This is a genomic window from Streptomyces sp. NPDC021562 (genome assembly GCF_040640875.1).
In the GTDB taxonomy this organism is placed as follows: domain Bacteria; phylum Actinomycetota; class Actinomycetes; order Streptomycetales; family Streptomycetaceae; genus Streptomyces.
Genome location: NZ_JBFACN010000005.1, coordinates 314,630 through 333,839 on the forward strand (window position 1 = coordinate 314,630; position 19,210 = coordinate 333,839).

General features: G+C 70.8%; 17 protein-coding genes. 8 read left to right on the top strand and 9 right to left on the bottom strand.

Annotation, left to right across the window (positions count from 1 at the left end; all coding sequences use genetic code 11):
- Nucleotide 1 precedes the first annotated feature (1 nt).
- Both serC and AB0G52_RS10400 read left to right on the top strand, forming a co-directional pair.
- Nucleotides 2–1,120 carry a phosphoserine transaminase gene (gene serC / locus AB0G52_RS10395; RefSeq protein WP_132891656.1) on the top strand — a complete coding sequence of 373 codons (1,119 nt, stop codon included), beginning with the start codon at nt 2–4 and terminating at the stop codon, nt 1,118–1,120.
- 160 nt (nt 1,121–1,280) lie between these two features.
- Nucleotides 1,281–1,763: a hypothetical protein gene (locus AB0G52_RS10400; protein WP_361335622.1), complete on the top strand. Its 483-nt coding sequence runs from the start codon at nt 1,281–1,283 to the stop codon at nt 1,761–1,763.
- A 56-nt stretch (nt 1,764–1,819) separates the two neighbouring features.
- On the opposite strand, the gene gcvH is transcribed toward AB0G52_RS10400, so the two are convergent.
- The 3 genes from gcvH to AB0G52_RS10415 form a co-directional block, all read right to left on the bottom strand.
- Nucleotides 1,820–2,203: a glycine cleavage system protein GcvH gene (gcvH, locus tag AB0G52_RS10405; protein ID WP_132891658.1), complete on the bottom strand. Its 384-nt coding sequence runs from the start codon at nt 2,201–2,203 to the stop codon at nt 1,820–1,822.
- A gap of 140 nt (nt 2,204–2,343) precedes the next feature.
- The gene (locus AB0G52_RS10410; protein WP_361335625.1) at nt 2,344–3,882 is read right to left on the bottom strand and encodes a cellulase family glycosylhydrolase; all 1,539 of its coding nucleotides are present in this window, start codon (nt 3,880–3,882) and stop codon (nt 2,344–2,346) included.
- 138 nt (nt 3,883–4,020) lie between these two features.
- Complete coding sequence (locus tag AB0G52_RS10415; RefSeq protein ID WP_361335628.1) at nt 4,021–5,022, bottom strand: WD40 repeat domain-containing protein; 1,002 nt, start codon at nt 5,020–5,022, stop codon at nt 4,021–4,023.
- A 120-nt stretch (nt 5,023–5,142) separates the two neighbouring features.
- Here AB0G52_RS10415 and AB0G52_RS10420 point away from each other — a divergent pair, with 120 nt between their 5' ends.
- The 3 genes from AB0G52_RS10420 (at nt 5,143) to AB0G52_RS10430 (ending at nt 7,585) form a co-directional block, all read left to right on the top strand.
- A complete protein-coding gene (locus AB0G52_RS10420; RefSeq protein WP_132891661.1) occupies nt 5,143–5,826 on the top strand; it encodes a GDSL-type esterase/lipase family protein in 684 nt (227 codons plus the stop codon).
- Nucleotides 5,827–5,914: 88 nt separating this feature from the next.
- Nucleotides 5,915–6,502, top strand: coding sequence for a Uma2 family endonuclease (locus tag AB0G52_RS10425; RefSeq protein WP_132891662.1), 588 nt, complete (start codon nt 5,915–5,917; stop codon nt 6,500–6,502).
- A gap of 90 nt (nt 6,503–6,592) precedes the next feature.
- Entirely contained in the window at nt 6,593–7,585 is a 993-nt protein-coding gene (locus AB0G52_RS10430; RefSeq protein ID WP_361335631.1) for an aldo/keto reductase, read from the top strand.
- A gap of 197 nt (nt 7,586–7,782) precedes the next feature.
- Here the strand turns inward: AB0G52_RS10430 and thpR are convergent, their stop codons facing one another.
- From thpR to AB0G52_RS10445, 3 genes are all read right to left on the bottom strand, one after another.
- Entirely contained in the window at nt 7,783–8,355 is a 573-nt protein-coding gene (gene thpR / locus AB0G52_RS10435) for an RNA 2',3'-cyclic phosphodiesterase (RefSeq protein ID WP_361335634.1), read from the bottom strand.
- 46 nt (nt 8,356–8,401) lie between these two features.
- Nucleotides 8,402–9,676, bottom strand: coding sequence for an MFS transporter (locus tag AB0G52_RS10440; protein ID WP_361335637.1), 1,275 nt, complete (start codon nt 9,674–9,676; stop codon nt 8,402–8,404).
- 102 nt (nt 9,677–9,778) lie between these two features.
- Nucleotides 9,779–10,216, bottom strand: coding sequence for a MarR family transcriptional regulator (locus AB0G52_RS10445; protein WP_132891666.1), 438 nt, complete (start codon nt 10,214–10,216; stop codon nt 9,779–9,781).
- 153 nt (nt 10,217–10,369) lie between these two features.
- On the opposite strand from AB0G52_RS10445, the gene AB0G52_RS10450 reads away from it, so the two are divergent.
- Nucleotides 10,370–10,552, top strand: coding sequence for a ribbon-helix-helix protein, CopG family (locus AB0G52_RS10450; RefSeq protein WP_132891667.1), 183 nt, complete (start codon nt 10,370–10,372; stop codon nt 10,550–10,552).
- 40 nt (nt 10,553–10,592) lie between these two features.
- On the opposite strand, the gene AB0G52_RS10455 is transcribed toward AB0G52_RS10450, so the two are convergent.
- The gene (locus tag AB0G52_RS10455; RefSeq protein WP_132891668.1) at nt 10,593–12,044 is read right to left on the bottom strand and encodes an NCS2 family permease; all 1,452 of its coding nucleotides are present in this window, start codon (nt 12,042–12,044) and stop codon (nt 10,593–10,595) included.
- 123 nt (nt 12,045–12,167) lie between these two features.
- Here AB0G52_RS10455 and AB0G52_RS10460 point away from each other — a divergent pair, with 123 nt between their 5' ends.
- Together AB0G52_RS10460 and AB0G52_RS10465 are read left to right on the top strand one after the other, a co-directional pair.
- Entirely contained in the window at nt 12,168–12,425 is a 258-nt protein-coding gene (locus tag AB0G52_RS10460; RefSeq protein WP_132891669.1) for a DUF2530 domain-containing protein, read from the top strand.
- Nucleotides 12,426–12,534: 109 nt separating this feature from the next.
- On the top strand, nt 12,535–14,934 hold the full coding sequence (locus AB0G52_RS10465) for an HAD-IC family P-type ATPase (protein WP_361335641.1): 2,400 nt from the start codon (nt 12,535–12,537) through the stop codon (nt 14,932–14,934).
- 75 nt (nt 14,935–15,009) lie between these two features.
- Here the strand turns inward: AB0G52_RS10465 and AB0G52_RS10470 are convergent, their stop codons facing one another.
- Nucleotides 15,010–15,795 carry a hypothetical protein gene (locus tag AB0G52_RS10470; protein WP_132891671.1) on the bottom strand — a complete coding sequence of 262 codons (786 nt, stop codon included), beginning with the start codon at nt 15,793–15,795 and terminating at the stop codon, nt 15,010–15,012.
- Between the two features lie 162 nt (nt 15,796–15,957).
- A complete protein-coding gene (locus AB0G52_RS10475) occupies nt 15,958–19,095 on the bottom strand; it encodes a molecular chaperone Hsp90 (protein WP_361335644.1) in 3,138 nt (1,045 codons plus the stop codon).
- Nucleotides 19,096–19,210: the final 115 nt, after the last annotated feature.

Sequence of the window (19,210 nt, forward strand, 5' to 3'; positions counted from 1 at the left end):
CGTGGCTGACATCCAGATTCCTGCTGACATCAAGCCCGCGGACGGTCGGTTCGGCGCGGGTCCCTCCAAAGTGCGGGTCGAGGCGCTGGACGCGCTGGCCGCCACCGGTACCTCCCTCCTCGGCACCTCCCACCGCCAGGCCCCGGTCAAGAACCTGGTCGGCCAGGTCCGCGAGGGCATCAGCGCCCTCTTCTCCCTCCCGGACGGCTACGAGGTCGTCCTCGGCAACGGCGGCTCCACCGCCTTCTGGGACGTCGCCACCCACGGACTGATCGACGACAGGTCCCAGCACCTCACCTTCGGCGAGTTCTCGTCCAAGTTCGCCAAGGCGGCCAAGCTCGCCCCCTGGCTGGCCGAGCCCACCGTGATCTCCTCCGACCCCGGCACCCACCCGGAGCCGCGGGCCGAGGCGGGCGTCGACGTCTACGCCTTCACCCACAACGAGACCTCGACCGGTGTCGCCATGCCGATCAAGCGGGTCACCGGCGCCGACGAGAGCGCGCTCGTGCTCGTGGACGCCACCTCCGGCGCGGGCGGCCTCCCCGTCGACGTCAGCGAGACCGACGTCTACTACTTCGCACCGCAGAAGTCCTTCGCCTCCGACGGCGGCCTGTGGATCGGCGTCTTCTCCCCGGCCGCGATCGAGCGCGCCGAGCGCGTCCACGCGTCCGGCCGGCACGTCCCGGAGTTCTTCAGCCTCCCCACGGCGATCGACAACTCCCGCAAGAACCAGACGTACAACACCCCGGCCCTCGCCACCCTCTTCCTGCTGAACCAGCAGCTGGAGTGGCTCAACGGCCAGGGCGGACTCGCCTTCGCCACGGCCCGGACGAAGGACTCCTCGACCCGCCTGTACACCTGGGCGGAGGAGTCGAAGTACGCCACGCCGTTCGTCTCGGACCCGGCCAAGCGCTCCCAGGTCATCGGCACGATCGACTTCGCCGACGAGATCGACGCGGCCGCCGTCGCCAAGGCGCTGCGCGCCAACGGGATCGTCGACACCGAGCCCTACCGCAAGCTCGGCCGCAACCAGCTGCGCGTCGCGATGTTCCCGGCGATCGACCCGGCGGACGTCGAGGCCCTGACGAAGTGCATCGACTACGTGATCGAGAAGCTCTAGCAGCGCCGCGGCAACTCCCGTAAGAAGCTGCTGGTTTACCCGGAAGGCATGATCAAGGCAAAGCCTTCCGGGGACCGTTGAGTCCCCTTCGTCGCACACCGGACACTATGTGCCCCATGTGCCCCCTGCGGGCCGTGCGACGAAGGAGACCCACGCGCACATGAACAGACCGATACCGGGCACCGTCGAGGTGGCGGTGCGCCACGTCCTCAGCGACAAGGTGACGGGCTTCCTGGTCCGGACCCGCACCATGATCTGGAAGGACAACGTCTTCCGGGTCCGCCGCCCGGGGGCCGGCAAGCAGACGGTGGAGCTCACCTGCCCCGTCTGTGACGCGTCCCTGCTGGCCGAGGTCCGCACCGAGGCCCGCACCCGGCGCACCAAAATCATCCTGCGCACCCTGGCCGCCCTCTGCGTGATCGTCTTCTTCACCGCCTTCCCCTACGCCGTCCATGTGGGCGGCGAAACGCTGCCCGAAGGCCAGTCGCTGCCGACGCTCTTCCCCGTCAGCATCGTGGCGATCGGCGTCTCGTTCGTCTCCGCTCCCGCACTCTTCGTGCAGAGCCGCCTCTACAACGGCGTCAGCCTGCTGGACGCCCCCAAACCACGCCGCAGGCACAGCCTCAGGCCGGTGCGGAACTGAGCGCCGGGCACGACCGAGGGGCGCCCGGCGGACCACCCCGGGCGCCCCTCGTGCCGTCACTCCCCGATGAGCGCCAGGTACGCCTTGGCGTCGAGCAGCCCGTTGGAGGAGGTGCCGCCGGTGGGCCTGATCCTGAAGAGCCAGGTGTCGTAGGGATCGGAGTTGGCCGCCTCGGGCTCGTCGACGACGTCGGAGTTGACCTCTACGATCTCCCCGGTGACCGGCGTGTACAGGTCGGACGCCGCCTTGACCGACTCCACCATCCCCACCGGGAGCCCGGCCTCGACCTTCCTGCCGACCTCGGGCAGCTCGAAGAAGACGATGTCACCGAGGTTCTTCTGGGCGTGGTCGGTGATGCCGACGACCAGGCTGCCGTCGGCTGCGGTGCGGATCCACTCGTGTTCTTCGGTGTAGCGGAGGTCGGTGGGCACGTGGGACATGGCTGGACTCCTTCGCGGTCGCGGTGCGATCGGGAACAGCCTGACGCCGGGGAACCGCACATCCGTGCATTTCGGGCGCCACGGTCCACCAAGCAGGTGACGGCGCCCGTCCCGTCCGGGCACGGGCGCCCCGCCTCACGTCACGTCGCCGTACAGCTCACGCTCGGCACGGCACCGCCGCCCGGCGCGCCCCCGAACCCGAAGCTCGTCGAACCACCGGCCGGGACCGTCCCGTTGTGCGTGGCGTTCACGGCGGTGACCGTCCCCCCGCTCTGGGTGTACGACGCGTTCCACATGTTCGTCACCTGCTGCGACCCGCTCCACGTCCAGCTCACCTTCCAGGAACCGAGCGCGGTCGTACCGGTGTTGGTGACCGTGACGGTGGCGTTGAAGCCGCTGCCCCAGTCACTGCTGACGGCGTACGAGGCCGCGCAGGAGGCGGTCGTCCCGCCGCCCCCTCCCCCGCCGCCCCCGCCGCTGCCGGTGCCCGGGAACAACGGCGCCTTGATGCTCGCCAGGTACCCGTCCTTCACGGTGTCCACGGTCGTCCAGTCGTCCTTCAGGATGCCGCCGGTGTCACCGGAGTTCGGGTTCCAGGACCAGAAGGTCCACTGGAAGGAGTCGGCACCGTACGTCGAGGTCGGCCGCAGGTAGCTCACCAGCGCGGCCAGCCACTTCTGGTCCACCGCCGAGGCCAGCGTGGTACCGAACTCGCCCACCCACACCGGGGCGATGTTCTGCTTGAAGATGTAGCCCCAGTACGAGTCCCACACCCCCGGCATGTTGGCCGGGAACGCCGGATCGCTGAACCAGCTCTGCTGGGCCACGCTGGTGGCGTAGTCGTGGGCCGAGTACACCACCCGGTTGGCCACGTTCAGCTGCACCGGGTACTGCGCGACACCCATCAGGTTGCCGCCCCACCAGCCCGAGACGCCGTTGAAGGTCTGCACGCCCTCGACGAAAATCAGCAGGTCCGGGTTGACGGACAGGACGGCGTTCCCGGCGCGCTGGGCGGCCAGCCGCCAGTCGACGGACACGTCCCCGCAGCCCCAGCAGGCCGGATCGTGCGGCTCGTTGTGCAGGTCGATGCCGATGACGGTCGGATCGGCCGCGTACCGTGCCGCGAGCGCCTTCAGATCGGCGATCCACGTCGACTCGGGAACGGACGAGGTGTACCAGAGCGCCGACTGGCCGCCGGAGTCCGGACGGTGCCGGTCGAGGATGACCTTGAGGCCGTCCTGCCCGGCGTACGCCACGATCCTGTCCATGACCTGCAACGAGTTCAGCCCTCGCAGGTCGGCGTTCTTGCCGTTGCTGAAGTCGATGCTGTTGGGGACGGTCGTGCTCTTGAAGATGTCGTCGCTGTAGGGCAGCCGGATGGTGTTGTAGCCCAGCGACCTCATCTGGTCGATCATGCTCTTGTAGTCGCGCGACCAGAGGCCGTGCACCACGTAGTTGGCGGTCTCGAAGCCGAACCAGTTGATCCCGGCGATCCGGACCGGCTGCCCGGCCGCGTCCAGGATCTGCCGGCCACTGGTGTGCCAGTAGCCCGCTCCCGGGGCGGTCGCGGCGTGCGCGGAGGTCGCCGCGTGCGCGGAGGTCGCCGCACCGGCGAGGGGAAGGAGGAGCGCGGCGGCCGCGGCACAGAGTGCTCTTCGCAGGCTGCGTAGGCGGAACATGGGCTGTTCCTCTCGGAGTCTCACGGAGTCTCACTTGGGGGGCGCGCGGCCGCGGAACTCGATGGGAGCGCTCCCATTCACCGCGCACCTCTTAGGAAACTGACACACCATCACCGCGTCAAGACGTACGACCGGGGTTCAGTGCCCGCGGGCCGAGGGGCGTCGCAGCCGCCGCACCCCGAAGAAGACGAGCGCGACGACACCGACAGCGACGGCGCCGATCCTGACCCCGCCGGACGCCGCGCTGTCACTGCCGCCTCCGCCCGCCTGCGTCCCGTCGCCGGAGGACCGCTTGCCGGACCCGCCGGGCACGTCCTGCGCCTGCACCGGGCTGTCGACGCCCTCGCTCCCGTACAACAGCTTGGTCCCGTCGGGCGAGTAGCTGATCGACTCGCCCTGCTTCTGGAGCGGCACGTCCAGCCGCCCCGCCCGCTTGATCCGGCCGCCGTTCCAGTCGTAGTAGATCCCGCCGAAGTAGCCGCGTACGGCGAGTTGCCCGCCGTCCGGGGAGAAGGCCGCGTCGGTGGCCCAGAGGTCGACGGCGGCGACGGGCCTGAAGATGTTCGTGCCCGACGCCGAGAGGGTGGCGGGGCCCTCGTAGAGATGCCCGCCGTCCTCCTTCTTGTCGATGATGTACACCCGGCCCGTTTTCGGGTGCACGACGAGCGACTCCGCGTTCCGGGCGCCGTTCGCGTACTTGACGACGTACTGCGTCGCTTTGATCGTCTGGTCCACGAGCCGCTTCGGCTCGGGCAGCTTGTAGATCCAGACGTACGGCCAGCTGCCGTCGAGGTTGTCGCCGATGTCGCCGACGTAGATCTGGTTGCCGGGGCCGATCGAGATGGCCTCGACGTCGCGGGGCGTTCCGACGCCGCTGAGGGTGATCCGCGCGACGGTCTTCCCGGTCGCGCTGTCGACGGCGTAGATGTACGGGCCGTCGCCGCTGTCGTTGTGGGTCCAGTAGACGCCCGGGTGAAGGTGGGAGGCGGCGAGACCGCTGGACTCGGTGATGCGCGGGTCCTTGATCGTGAACCCCTGGTCGCCCGCGCCGCCGTTCCCGTCGGCGGCGGAGGCGGGCGCGGCGGCGAGAGCACCGGTGAGCAGGAGCCCGGCGAGAAGGGCGAGCGGTCGTCGACGCATGGGCCAAGCCTGCCATCCCGCGCCGGATTCGATCACGAGGGCGACCGGGCCCGCGGCACGTGGTGGGCCTCACATGCCGCCCCGGCCCCTCCCCTCCCGCTGATCGTCCATCATGAGCGGATGCTCAGGTTCATGCCCGTCGGGGACTCGATGACGATCGGCAGCGCGGGCGAACACACGTGGCGGTACCGCATGTGGCAGCACCTGTGCGCGACGTACGGCGGTCCGTTCACGCTGGTCGGCCCGCGCGAGACGCTGTACGACAAGTCGGCCGAGGCCCCGACGTCGTACGCCTACGCCGACCCCGGCTTCCCGGGCGCCCACCTGGCCGGCTGGGGCGAGGGGTGGCTGCACATGGCCCCGCTGATCGGGGAGGCGGTGCGGGCGCACCGCGCGGACGTGCTGCTCGTCTCCCTCGGCCTGATCGACCTGGGCTTCTACACGAACGCCGAGCAGACGGCCGCGAACGCCCGGTCCTTCGTGGCGGCGGCACGGGAGGCCCGCCCGCGGATCCGGATGGTGCTGCTGCCGGTGATCCCGAACATCCGGGCCGCCGCGGACGAGGCGTTCGCCGCCCAGGTCGACCGGTTCAACGTGCTGCTCGCGAAGGCGGTCGCCGACCTGGACGAGCCCCGGTCACCGCTCCTGCTGGCCTCGCCCCCGCAGTCGTACGACATCGACACGGACACCTACGACGGCACGCACCCGAACGCGAGCGGGGAGCACCGGATCGCGGGGGCGTTCGCGGAGGCGATGTGGCAGGGGTGGGGCCTGGGACAGCCGTACGAGGCGGGAACGGACTGACCGAAAACCGCCGTTGCCCGGTCACCGTGCGTATCGTTGAACCGCGCGGTCGCACTCGTGCGGAGGGCGGCCGGGGAGGAGCGCCAGGATGACCGTCCTCGAAGACAGGATCGCGATGGCCAAGAGCGACGACGAGATCACGCTCGACGAGCTGTTCGAGCAGATCGAGAAGATGCCCGCCCCCGAGGGATACAAGGTCGAGATCGTCGAGGGGACCGTCTTCATGTCGCCACAGCGGGACACCCACTGGGAGATCATCGCGGACATCTACGAGCAGTTGCGGACCAAGTACCCCCGGAAGCGGGTCAAGTCCGACGTCCGCATCGACTATCCGGGGCACCTCAACGGGTTCGCGTCAGACGTCACGTTGATGGCCGAGGACGCCGCCAAGACGGACAGCGGGCTCTGGCGCCACCAGGACGTCGAGTTCGTGGCCGAGGTCATCTCCAAGGGCACGGCGGCGAACGACTACGGCGCCAAGAAGACCGCCTACGCCACGGCCGAGGTCCCCGTCTACCTGATCGCCGACCCCTACCAGCGCCGCTGTCACGTCTACACCCACCCCAAGGGCGACGACTACACGACCGAGACACGGGTCGCGTTCGGGGCTGACGTCGACCTCACGGGAACCGTGCTCGGACTCACCCTGAACACCGCCGAGTTCCCCACCGACTAGCCCTTTGTGCACAGCATGTGGCCAGGTCCCGGTCCCACTTTTCCGCGGGTCCTTGCCTAGAGCGCACTCCACGCCGTTGGCTGGGTGACCATGAAGTACACGCAGCTCGGACGTACCGGACTCAAGGTCAGCCGACTCGTCCTCGGCACCATGAACTTCGGCCCGCAGACCGACGAGGCCGACAGCCACGCGATCATGGACGCGGCGCTGGACGCGGGCATCAACTTCTTCGACACCGCCAATGTGTACGGCTGGGGTGAGAACAAGGGCCGTACCGAGACCATCATCGGCAACTGGTTCGCCAAGGACCCCGCGCACCGCGACAAGGTCGTGCTCGCCACCAAGGTGTACGGCAACATGGCCGCCGACGGCGACGCCTGGCCCAACCACGACAAGCTCTCCGCGCTGAACATCCGGCGCGCCGTGGACGCGAGCCTCAAGCGGCTCCAGACCGACCACATCGACCTCTACCAGTTCCACCACGTCGACCGCCGGACCCCCTTCGAGGAGATCTGGCAGGCCATCGACGTGCTGGTGCAGCAGGGCAAGATCCTGTACGTGGGGTCGTCCAACTTCCCCGGGTACAAGATCGCCCAGGCCAACGAGATCGCCGCCCGGCGCGGCGGGACCATCGGGCTGGTCAGCGAGCAGTGCCTCTACAACCTCGCCGAGCGGCGCGCCGAGATGGAGGTGATCCCGGCCGCGCAGGAGTACGGCCTCGGGGTGATCCCCTGGTCGCCGCTGCACGGCGGCCTGCTCGGCGGCGTGATCAAGAAGGAGGTGGAGGGCGGCCGCCGGGCCGGTGGCCGGGCCGCCGACGCCCTCGCCAACACCACCCTCCGCGCCCAGGTGCAGGCCTACGAGGACCTGCTCGACAAGCACGGCGTGGAGCCGGGCGAGGCCGCGCTGGCCTGGCTGCTGACCCGGCCGGGTGTCACCGGCCCGATCGTCGGCCCGCGCACCGCCGAGCAGCTGGCGTCCGCGCTGCGGGCGGTGGAGCTGGAACTGAGCGACGAGCTCCTGACCGGCCTGGACGAGGTCTTCCCGGGCCCGGGGCCGTCCCCGGAGGCCTTCGCCTGGTGAGCGCCCCGTAGGGACGAGCGCCCCTCAGGGGTGGGGGAACTGCGCGACCGGTCACCGGCGGCCCGCAGCCGACAGCGGCGGCGCAGTTCCCCGTCCCGTCCTCACCTCATCGCGGAGGCCAGGGCAACCACCACGAACAACAGCACAAGCACACCGGCCATGATCCGGTTCCGGGTCTTCGGGTCCACGCGACGAGCCTAACCGGCCGCGCCCAGCCCCCAGCGGGCGACCACCTCGTACCGCGGCTGCTCCCCCGGCACCCCCGACGTCGGCAGGCTGCTGCGCACCAGCGCCAGCTCCCCCACCGTCCAGCTCCGGCTCGCGAACTCCGCGAGCAGCGCGACGTACGGCCGTGTGTCCACCGCCTCCCGGCTCCTGGCCACGGTCAGGTGGGCCCGGTAGCGGCGGTGCTCCCCCATCGGCACGCCCGCCTTGCGCGCCGCCGCCTCCGCGCGGTCGGCCAGCAGGCGCAGGGCGGCCAGGTCGCCGTCGGCCCCCGCCCACAGGGCCCGGCCGTGCCCGAACTGCCCGCCGCCCGCGACGGCCAGCGTGAAGGGCGCGGTACGGTGCGCCGCGCGGGCCAGCCGCTCCGAGAGGTCCGGTACGACGGCGTCCTCGACCTCGCCGTAGAACGCGAGCGTGTAGTGCCAGCCGGGCCGCCCGGTCCAGCGCAGCGCGTCCGCACCCGGCATCCGGCGCAGCCGGTCGACGGCACCGGCGAGTTCCCCGGCCACGTCGGCGGGCGGCAGCACAGCGGCGAAGAGTCTCATACCGCCCACCCTGCCATCCGAGGGAGCGTGCGCCGGAGGGCCGGGGTCAGGCCGCCGGGGCCAGTTGTTCCTGGGTTTCTCTCGGGACGAAGCGGACCCGGGGGTGGCCGCGGTGCCAGGCGACGGAGAGCCGCAGGTTGCCGACGCGGGCCAGGACGAGGCCGATGCCGACCGCCGCGGCGCCGGCGATCGCGCCGCCGACGGCGAGGCCCGCCCGGACGCCGTACGCGTCCGTGATCCAGCCGGCGATGGGGGCGCCGATGGGCGAGCCGCCCATGAACACCATCATGTAGAGGGCCATCACCCGGCCGCGCATGGCCGGGTCGGTGCCCATCTGGACCGTGGTGTTGCCCGTGACGTTGACGGTCATCCCGAACATGCCGATCGGCACCATCAGCAGGGCGAACAGCCACAGGGACGGTGCCGTGGCGGCCACCACCTCCAGGGTTCCGAAGGCGACCGCGGCCGCGATCATCACGCGCATCCTGGCCGTACCGCGCCTGGCCGCGAGCAGGGCGCCGACCAGGGAGCCGACCGCCATCAGCGTGTTGAAGAGGCTGTAGGAGCCGGCGCCCGCGTGGAAGACGTCGTCGGCGAAGGCGGACAGGTACACCGGGAAGTTGAAGCCGAAGGTGCCGACGAACCCGATCAGGACGATGGTCCAGATGAGGTCGGGGCGGCCGGCGACGTAGTGCAGGCCCTCCCGGAGCTGGCCCTTGCCTCTCGGCGCGCGCTGCACGACGTGCAGGTCACGTGCGCGCATCAGCACCAGGCCGACGATCGGGGCGACGAAGGACAGGCCGTTGAAGAGGAACGCCCAGCCCGTGCCCACGCCGGTGATCATCAGACCGGCGACGGCGGGGCCGACGAGGCGGGCCGACTGGAAGTTCGCGGAGTTCAGGCTGACCGCGTTCTGCAACTGGGCCGGGCCGACCATCTCGGAGACGAAGGACTGGCGGGCCGGGTTGTCGACGACCGTGGCGAGGCCGACGAAGAAGGCGGCGAGGTAGACGTGCCAGACCTGGACGTGTCCGGAGAGGGTCAGCAGCGCGAGCGCGATGCCGGTGAGGCCCATGGCGCTCTGGGTGACGAGGAGGGCGCGCCGCTTGTTCAGCCGGTCGACGAGGACTCCGCCGTAGAGGCCGAAGAGCAGCATCGGCAGGAACTGCAGGGCGGTGGTGACACCGACGGCCGTCGCGGAGCCGGTGAGGCTGAGGACCAGCCAGTCCTGGGCGATGCGCTGCATCCAGGTGCCGATGTTCGAGACGACCTGGCCCGCGAAGAACAGGCGGTAGTTCCTGACCTTCAGCGAGCTGAACATCGACGACTTGCGGGATGTGGGGGTAGTAGGGGCGGTCGGTGCGGGGGCGGAAGGTGCTCCGGATCCCGTACTCAAAGTGGGTTCGCCTCCTCGTAGAGCGTCTTACAGATGTGCGAGCTTCTCCAGTACGGGGGCGGCTGCGCGCAGCTTCGCCCACTCGTCCTCGTCGAGACCGTCGACCAGGCCGGCCAGGAACGCGTTGCGCTTGCGGCGGCTCTCCTCGAGCATCGCCTCGGCCTGCTCGGTCCTGGTGACGACCTTCTGGCGCCGGTCGTCGGGGTGCGGCTCCAGCCGGACCAGTCCCTTGGCCTCCAGCAGTGCCACGATGCGGGTCATCGAGGGCGGCTGGACGTGCTCCTTGCGGGCGAGTTCACCGGGGGTGGCCTGGCCGCAGCGGGAGAGGGTGCCCAGCACCGACATCTCGGTGGGGCTCAGCGACTCGTCGACCCGCTGGTGCTTGAGCCGTCGCGAGAGCCGCATCACGGCGGAGCGGAGAGAGTTCACGGCGGCCGCGTCGTCGCCATGGGTGAGGTCCGACATGTTCTCCACAGTAACTCGTTACTCTAACTAAGGACCACTCGGGACACGCCAAATGCCCGTGACCTCGGCCACTGAACCGCAATATCACCCGTACGAGTGAGGCAAGTCCGGAAAGTGACGCACCGCAGGCGCGGATGTGGCGCCCTCGTACCCATGGGGACCAGTGTGCTCAGCCTGCGGATAGACAAAGAGCTGCTCGACCGGCTCCGGCGCCACGCGGCCAAAAGAGGAATGAGCGTCCAGGACTACGTGGTCCGGACGCTCATTCGCGACGACTTCGACGAGCGGTTCTCGGCCGCCGTCGAGGAGACGGAGAGGTTCTACGGGGTCACCTGAGGGACCAGGTCGGACCCCGGGGCCGTCAGACCCTGGGCCGTCAGGTCAGGCCGAGGGCCGGCATCAGGTAGTAGAAGGCGAAGACCGCCGAGACGACGTACATCGCGACCGGGATCTCCTTGGCCCTGCCGACGGCGAGGCGCATGAGCACGAAGGTGATGAAGCCCATGCCGATGCCGTTCGTGATCGAGTAGGTGAACGGCATCATCACCATGGTCACGAAGGCCGGGATCGCGAGGGTGTAGTCCGCCCAGTCGATCTCCTTGATCGAGCCGGCCAGGATCAGGAAGCCGACCGCGAGCAGCGCCGGAGTGGCGGCCTGGGACGGGACCATCGTGGCCACGGGCGTCAGGAACAGCGCCACGACGAAGAGACCGCCGGTGACGACGTTGGCGAAGCCGGTACGGGCGCCCTCGCCGACGCCGGCCGTCGACTCCACGAAGCAGGTGGTGGCCGAGGAGGAGCTGGCACCGCCGGCGGCGACCGCGACACCGTCGATGAAGAGGACCTTGTTGATGCCCGGCATGTAGCCCTGGGCGTCGGTCAGCTTGGCCTCGTCGCTGACGCCCATGATCGTGCCCATGGCGTCGAAGAAGCAGGACAGCAGGACCGTGAAGACGAACAGGACGCCGGTCAGCACGCCGACCTTGTCGAAGCCGCCGAACAGGCTGACCTTGCCGAGCAGGCCGAAGTCCGGGGTGGAGACGGGGTTGCCGGGCCACTTCGGGGTGGTCAGGCCCCAGGACGTGACATGGGCGACGGCGTGGATGATCAGCGCCAGCACGGTCATCGCGACGATCGAGATGAGGATCGCGCCGGAGACCTTGCGGACGATCAGGGCGAGGGTGAGCAGCGCGCCGAGCACGAAGACCAGGACCGGCCAGCCGTTGAGGTGACCGTCGTTGCCGAGCTGGAGCGGGACGGTGGTCTGGGCGGCGTCCGGGATGCGGGTGACGAAGCCGGAGTCCACCAGGCCGATCAGCATGATGAACAGGCCGATGCCGATGGAGATCGCCTTGCGCAGGCTGTAGGGGACGGCGTTCATGACGCGCTCGCGCAGACCGCTGGCGACCAGCAGCATCACGACGATGCCGGCCAGCACCACCATGCCCATGGCGTCCGGCCAGGACATCCGGGGTGCCAGCTGGAGCGCGACGACGGAGTTCACGCCGAGGCCGGCGGCCAGGGCGATCGGGACGTTGCCGATGACGCCCATGAGCAGCGTCGTGAAGGCCGCGGTGATGACGGTGGCGGTGACCAGCTGACCGTGGTCGAGCTGATGCCCGTACACGTCCTTCGCGCTGCCGAGGATGATCGGGTTCAGCACGATGATGTAGGCCATCGCGAAGAACGTGGCGAAGCCGCCGCGCACCTCGCGGCCCAGGGTGCTGCCCCGCTCGGAGATCTTGAAGTAACGGTCGAGTGCGCCGTACGCGGGAGTCGCACCCGGCTGTTCGGGGGCGGGGGCCTTGGTGGAAGCCGGGGTCGACATTGGAGGTTCCTACGAGCAGAAGTGGCCAGAGACAAACGGTTTCAGTATGAACGTATGATTACTAGATCGCTATCTCCGCGCGTAGACCCCAGGCCGGGCACGGGGGTGCGTAAGCTGAACGCCATGGCGAAGTGGACCCCCAAGCACGAGGCACCGGAACCCCTGGAGGGGCCGGTCGTGCCGACGATCATCGGCGGCACGATCGTCTGGTTCGTCCTCTTCCTGGCCCAGCTCCCGTTCTACGGCTGGTACTCCGACCACGGCCACACCTGGTGGATCTGGACCTGCCTGGCCGGCGGCGGACTCGGGCTGATCGGCGTCTGGTACGTGAAGAAGCGCGACGCGGCGATCAAGCGGGCGGAAGCGGCACGCTCCCTGTAGGACCCCCGCCGCGTCGGCTACAACCTACGCACGACATCGGTCATCCCCCGGTCGGATCTTTGGTGCACTCGGCAGGTGAACGTGCAAATCCGCACGTACCGTCGAATGCATGCAGCACATCGACGCGGGCGCCGAGCTCGACCCCGTGCACCCCGTACCGCTGCCCGCCCCGGCCAGGGCCGCCGGCCTGACGACGGCCGAGGTCGCGGAGCGGGTCGCCCGGGGCCAGGTGAACGACGTACCGCTGCGCAGCAGCCGCTCGTTCGGCGAGATCGTGCGCGCCAACGTGTTCACCCGGTTCAACGCGATCATCGGTGTGCTGTGGGTGGTCATGCTGGTCGTGGCGCCGATCCAGGACAGCCTGTTCGGCTTCGTGATCCTCGCCAACACGGGCATCGGCATCGTGCAGGAGTGGCGGGCGAAGCAGACCCTGGACTCGCTCGCGGTGATCGGCGAGGCCCGGCCGACCGTGCGCCGGGACGGGGCCGCCGTCGAAGTGGGCACGAGCGAGATCGTGCTGGACGACCTGATCGAGATCGGCCCCGGCGACAAGATCGTCGTGGACGGCGCCTGCGCCGAGGCCGACGGCCTGGAGATCGACGAGTCGCTGCTCACCGGCGAGGCCGACCCGGTCGTCAAACGCCCCGGCGACCACGTGATGTCGGGTTCCTTCGTGGTGGCGGGCGGTGGCGCGTTCACGGCGACCAAGGTCGGCCGGGAGGCCTACGCGGCCCGGCTCGCCGAGGAGGCGTCCCGCTTCACCCTCGTCCACTCCGAGCTGCGCACCGGCATCTCGACCATCCTCAAGTACGTGACCTGGATGATGGTCCCGGCCGCGATCGGCCTGGTCGTCACCCAGCTGGTCGTGAAGAACAACGGCATCAAGGACGCCGTGGCCCGCACGGTCGGCGGCATCGTCCCGATGGTGCCCGAAGGCCTCGTGCTCCTCACCTCCGTCGCCTTCGCGATCGGCGTGATCCGGCTGGGCCGGCAGCAGTGCCTGGTCCAGGAACTCCCCGCGATCGAGGGCCTGGCCCGCATCGACACCGTCTGCCTCGACAAGACCGGCACCCTCACCGAGGGCGGCATGGACGTCACCGAGCTGCGGGCACTGAACGGGGCCGACGAGTCGTACATCCGTACCGTGCTGGGCTCGCTCGGCGAGTCCGACCCGCGCCCCAACGCCTCCCTCCAGGCGATCATCGAGGCCTGTCCCGACAGCGAGGAGTGGCGGTGCGTGGAGTCGCTGCCGTTCTCCTCCGCCCGCAAGTACAGCGGGGCCACCTTCAGCGAGGGCGACGGGGAGACCAGCACCTGGCTGCTGGGGGCGCCGGACGTGCTGCTCGGCGCCGACGACCCGGCCCTGGCCGAAACCGTGCGCCTCAACGAGGAGGGGCTGCGGGTGCTGCTGCTGGCCCGCGCCGCCCGGGACCTCGACCACGCGAGGGTGGCCGAGGGCGCCCGTCCGACCGCGCTGGTGGTCCTGGCACAGCGGCTGCGCCCGGACGCGGCCGACACCCTGCGCTACTTCGCCGACCAGGACGTCCGCGCGAAGGTCATCTCCGGCGACAACGCGGTGTCGGTCGGTGCCGTGGCCGCGAAGCTCGGGCTGAGCGGTACGACGGTGGACGCGCGCCGGCTGCCCGCCGACCCCGGCGACCTGGCCGAGGCGCTGGACCGGGGCACGGTGTTCGGGCGGGTCACCCCGCAGCAGAAGCGGGACATGGTGGGGGCGCTGCAGTCACGCGGGCACACGGTCGCGATGACCGGCGACGGCGTGAACGACGTGCTCGCCCTGAAGGACGCCGACATCGGGGTCGCGATGGGTTCCGGGTCCGAGGCGACCCGGGCGGTCGCCCAGATCGTGCTGCTCGACAACAGCTTCGCCACCCTGCCCTCGGTGGTGGCCGAGGGCCGCCGGGTGATCGGCAACATCACGCGGGTCGCGACGCTCTTCCTGGTCAAGACGGTGTACTCGGTGCTGCTGGCGGTGCTCGTGGTCTGCTGGCAGGTCGAATACCCCTTCCTGCCCCGGCACCTGACGCTGCTGTCGACCCTCACCATCGGCGTCCCGGCGTTCTTCCTCGCGCTGGCCCCCAACAAGGAACGGGCCAGACCGCACTTCGTCCGCCGGGTGATGCGCTACTCGATCCCGGGCGGGGTGGTGGCCGGGGTCGCGACCTTCGTGACGTACCTGCTCGCCCGCCACTCCTACACGGGCGGTGACTCGCTGGACGCGGAGACCAGCGCGGCGACCCTGACCCTGTTCCTGGTCTCGATGTGGATCCTGGCGATCGTCGCCCGCCCCTACACCTGGTGGCGGGTGGTCCTGGTCGCGTCGATGGGTGTGGCGTTCGTCTGCGTGCTGGCGGTGCCGGCGTTGCAGAGCTTCTTCGCGCTGAAGCTGGTGGGGGTGGTGATGCCGTGGACCGCGGTGGGGGTGGCGGTGGTGGCGTCGGTGCTGCTGGAGTTCCTCTGGAAGTGGGTGGAGCGGAGGTGGCCGGTGTGATGCGGGGCGGTGGGAACCGCGCGGGCCCGGTGGGGGCTGGTCGCGCAGTTCCCCGCGCCCCTTACGGGGCGCTTGCTACTGCACGTCGACGTAGTCGCCGGTGGCGTTGACCGCCGGGGTCGTGGACGTACCCGCGAAGGAGTAGCGGTAGTAGCCGTCGACCGTCGCCGTGGTCGTCGTCTTCAGGGCGCCCGTGGAGGACGACTTGATGGTCTTCAGGGTGGTGTAGGTGCTGGAGCCCTTCTTGCGGAACTGCAGCTTCACCGACTGGCTCGCGTAGCCCGAGTACTTCTTCGCGTCCCAGTTGGCGCGGGTCAGGGAGCCGGTGACCGTGATGGTCCGGCCCTTCTTGACCGGCTCGGGGGTGGCGTTGACGGTCAGCTTGGACAGGCGCTGGACCGAGACCTTGCCCAGGTTGTTCGTGAACGTGGGGTTGTCGAAGTTCTTGTCGAAGGCGATGCCGCCGGACTGCCAGGTACCGGCGATGCTGTTGACCAGGTCGGCGCGGCTGACGCTCAGGGTGGCCTTGCAGCTCTGGACGGTCGTCGAGCTGTCCGTGCAGGTGGGCTCGCCGGACGGGGCGACGCCGTACTCGGACTTCTCGATCGTGGAGCCGTGGTAGATGACCGGCATGGCGAAGAAGTCGCTGGTCTTCAGGCCGGCGGCGTGGGTCACCTTGTAGGTGATCGTGAACTTCACGGAGCCCGTGGCGGGCACGACGATGGCCTTGCCACCGTTGACCTTCATGTTGGAGAAGGTGACGTCCGGCGCGGTGCTGCCGACGGCGTGAGCGGCCGGAGCGACGAACGCGGACAGGGCCAGGGCGCCGGAGACGGCGGCCACAGTGGCACGAATGCGCATGGATTCCCCACGTGGAGAAGAGTGGGCGCGAGGCCCGGAGAACTAGGGAGTCTGTTGACTCGGATGATGTGATCCACGAGAGGTGTGAATGGTTGTACGGGTGAGACGCAATCCGGCCAGTTTTTACTTCCTTTACGACCGGACTGCGTCTCCTGCGGCTTCTCAGTCGAACCAGCGGTCCCGGGCCAGCTCCTCCGTGCGGGACGGGTCCTCCAGGAGCGCCGCCACCTCGAAGCGGCGGGGCCACTGGCCGGCCGCCCAGGCGAGCCCGGCCGCGACGCCCTCCAGGGTCGCGGCGTGCAGGGTGCCGTCGCCGGTGAGGCGCCAGTCGATCTCGACCCCGTCGACCACCAGTTCCTCGTGCTCGACGTACGTCCGCGGGGTGCGCGGGCCCAGCAGGACGTGGACCGGCTCCGGGACGTCGTGTTCCGTGCCCTGCGAGTCGACCGAGCCCGTCACCGACTCGCTCAGCCGCCGGACCTGGAACAGTTCCGCCAACTCGGCGGCCCGCGCGGGGCGTACCGGCAGCAGCGGGACGCCGGTCGTGAACGGGAGCAGGTCCGGGGAGTCGACGACCACCGCGTCCGCCGCGTCCACCACCGTCACGCGGCCGTCGATCACCGCACGCACCTCGTCGGGCAGCGTGACCTGGTCGGGGTCCAGGTCGGCCAGCGCGCCGTAGAGGGCGTGCAGTTGGGTGGCGGTCACCGGACGGTCGGGGTCGGCCAGGCGGTCCAGGAGTTCGGCGGCGCCGCCGGGCTCGTCGAGGAGCGCGGCCACCGACGTCCGTACGCCCAGCGCCCGCAGCACCTGCTCGTCCCCGAAGCCGGTCGCGTCGGCCTCCTCGTAGAGGCCGCGCAGCAGCGGGTCGCCGCCGGCCGCCAGCAGGCCCGCGGGGCGGCGGCCGTCCAGGACCGGGTGACCGCGCAGCCACCAGGCCGTGTACGGGCGTACGACCTCGTGGGTGCCGTCCGGCAGCAGGACCCGGACCGGCTGGGTGAGGGCGTCCCGCAGGGGCGGCTGGGCGAGCAGGGCCAGGGCCTCGGGCCAGTGGTCGTCGTCGACGAGGTCGAGGTCGCGGACGGCGATCAGTTCGGTGGCGACCGGCGGCACGGGAGAGTCCGGGAAACGGTCGAGGATGTCCTCGCTCCAGACGTCGACCGCGTCCAGCAGCCCGGCGTCGTCGGGCTCCGCGAAGTCGCCCTCGCGGGGCTCCAGTTCGTCCGGGTCCAGGACCACGTCGGTGGCCCGGACGAGCGCGAAGTTGGCGAGGACCCCGCAGGCGGCCAGGGGCTGCTCGCCCCACTTCTCGGCCAGTTCGGCGTCGACGGCGGCCAGTTCGTCCTCGCGGATGATCCGCGCGAAGGGGCTGCCCGGGAGCACCAGTTCGCCCGCTGGGGCCAGTTCGCCGTCCTCGTCCGGCAGGGCGAGCGCGCCCAGCCAGGGCTCGTCACCGGGCGCCAGACCGGCGTCGCGCACCAACGCCAGCACGGTGTCCGCGAGTTCCTCGGTGTCCAGGGCGTCCTCCTCCCACAGCACACCGCCCTCGTCGTCGAGGGAGGCGGCCACCGCGGCCCGCACCTGCGGGGTGGTGAGCACCGCCCGCGGGGACGCGGGAAGGGCGCCGAGCTTCTCCAGGAGGGGGTGGGTGGCGTCCTGGTGGGCGACCTTGAGGCCGAGCCGGGCGAGCGTCCCGGGGTCGATGGCGGCCGAGTCCGGGGTGGGCAGGAGCACCTGGCGGGGGCCGATGGCCGTACGGCCGTCGGCGAGCGGCACGGGCAGGCCGGACAGCCGGTCCGGGTCGACGCCCGCGAGGCTGTCGTAGAGCCGCCACCACCAGTCCGGGTCCTTCTCCAGGCCGGCCAGCCGGTCGATCGCGTCGGCGAGCGGCAGCCGGGCGACGGACAGCGTGCGCAGTTCCACCCGGCGCTCGAGACCGGCGGGCAGCAGGGTGGGCAGCACCTCGGCGAGGACGCGGACGGTCTCCGCGCCCGCCCCCTCCACGATCTCCGCGTCCCGCGGGCGCAGCGCCTCCGGAAGGCCGGGGTCGTCGGCGTCCTCGGCGCCGCCGGGCTCGACGGCCGGCGGCAGGAAGGCGGTGCGCGGCAGCCGGTCCAGGATCGCCTGGCGCAGCGCGCCGTCCAGCTCGCCCTTGCCGAGCGGGCCGGGCACGAGGTGGATGATCTCCTCCCCCACCGGCCGCCAGCCGGCCAGCAGTTCGGCGTACGCGTCGGCCGCGCGCTGCACCAGGAAGTCGGTGAGCGGGCCGGGGGCGGTGTGCCGGCGGGTGGTGTCGAGCGGGAAGGACGCGATGAGCAGGGCGGGCACGCCGAGGGGCTCGTCGCTGGGGGTGGGCGCGTGCACGACGGAGGCGGTGCGCGGGCGGTCCGGGGCGCCCTGGCCGTCGGTGGGTACGGCCCAGGTCAGCGACCAGTGCGGACGCAGCCGCTCCTCGACCGGCCGGTCCGCGAGCAGGTCCGGGGTGAGCGCGCCGTGCGCGGAGACGGTACGCCAGCGGGTCGTGCCGTGCCGTGAGTCCGACACGACCGTGTGGGCGCCGTCGGTGTCGCGGCGCAGGGTGCGGACCGGCTGGTCGCCGTTCTCGATCACGACCTCCTCCAGCCCCGGCAGGGCGAGCAGGAGGGCGTCGTCGACGGCGTCCAGGAGGCGCTCGGCGAGGTCGGCGGCGGCGGTGTCCCGCAGTGGCAGGATGACGACGGTGTCGTACGGGTCCGGGGCGGTTCCCTCGGCGGCGAACGGGAGCCGGAGCAGCGGGACATGACCGTCCCGGCGGCGGATCTCGTCGCCGAGCCCGGAGCTGTGCGCCGCGGTCTCCTCGGCCAGTTCCCGGGCCTCGGCGAGGGACCAGCGGACGCCGCCGTGCCGGCCGACGACGGCGGGCTCGTCCGTCACCGCGAGCACGGCCGCGAAGCCGACGCCGAACCGGCCGACGGACCCCTCGGTCTCCTCCCGCTTCGCGGAGGCGCGCAGGGTGGAGAGGGATTCGGCGCCGGCCGCGTCCAGCGGGGCGCCGGTGTTGGAGGCGAACAGGACGCCGTCGCGCAGGGTGAGGCGGAAGCGGCCGGGGACGCCGGCGCGGGCCGCCGCGTCGGCCGCGTTCTGCGCGAGCTCCACGACGAGCCGGTCCCGGTAGCCGCCGAGGACCAGGTCCTCCTCGGCGTTGGCGTCCTCACGGAACCGGGCGGGGCTGGTGGCCCAGGCGTCGAGGACACCTCGCCGGAGACGGGCGGTCCCGAACGGGTCGGCACCCTCGGCTGCGGGCCGCACGAACTTGCTCACGTTCACTCTCCTCATCGGCGTGAGCACGAAGGTACCGCCTCGCCCGGGGGTCGTCGGCTGGAGGCCGCCGACCTCGACCGGGAGCTTCCGGAGCGTCGCGACCGTGGCATCGGGC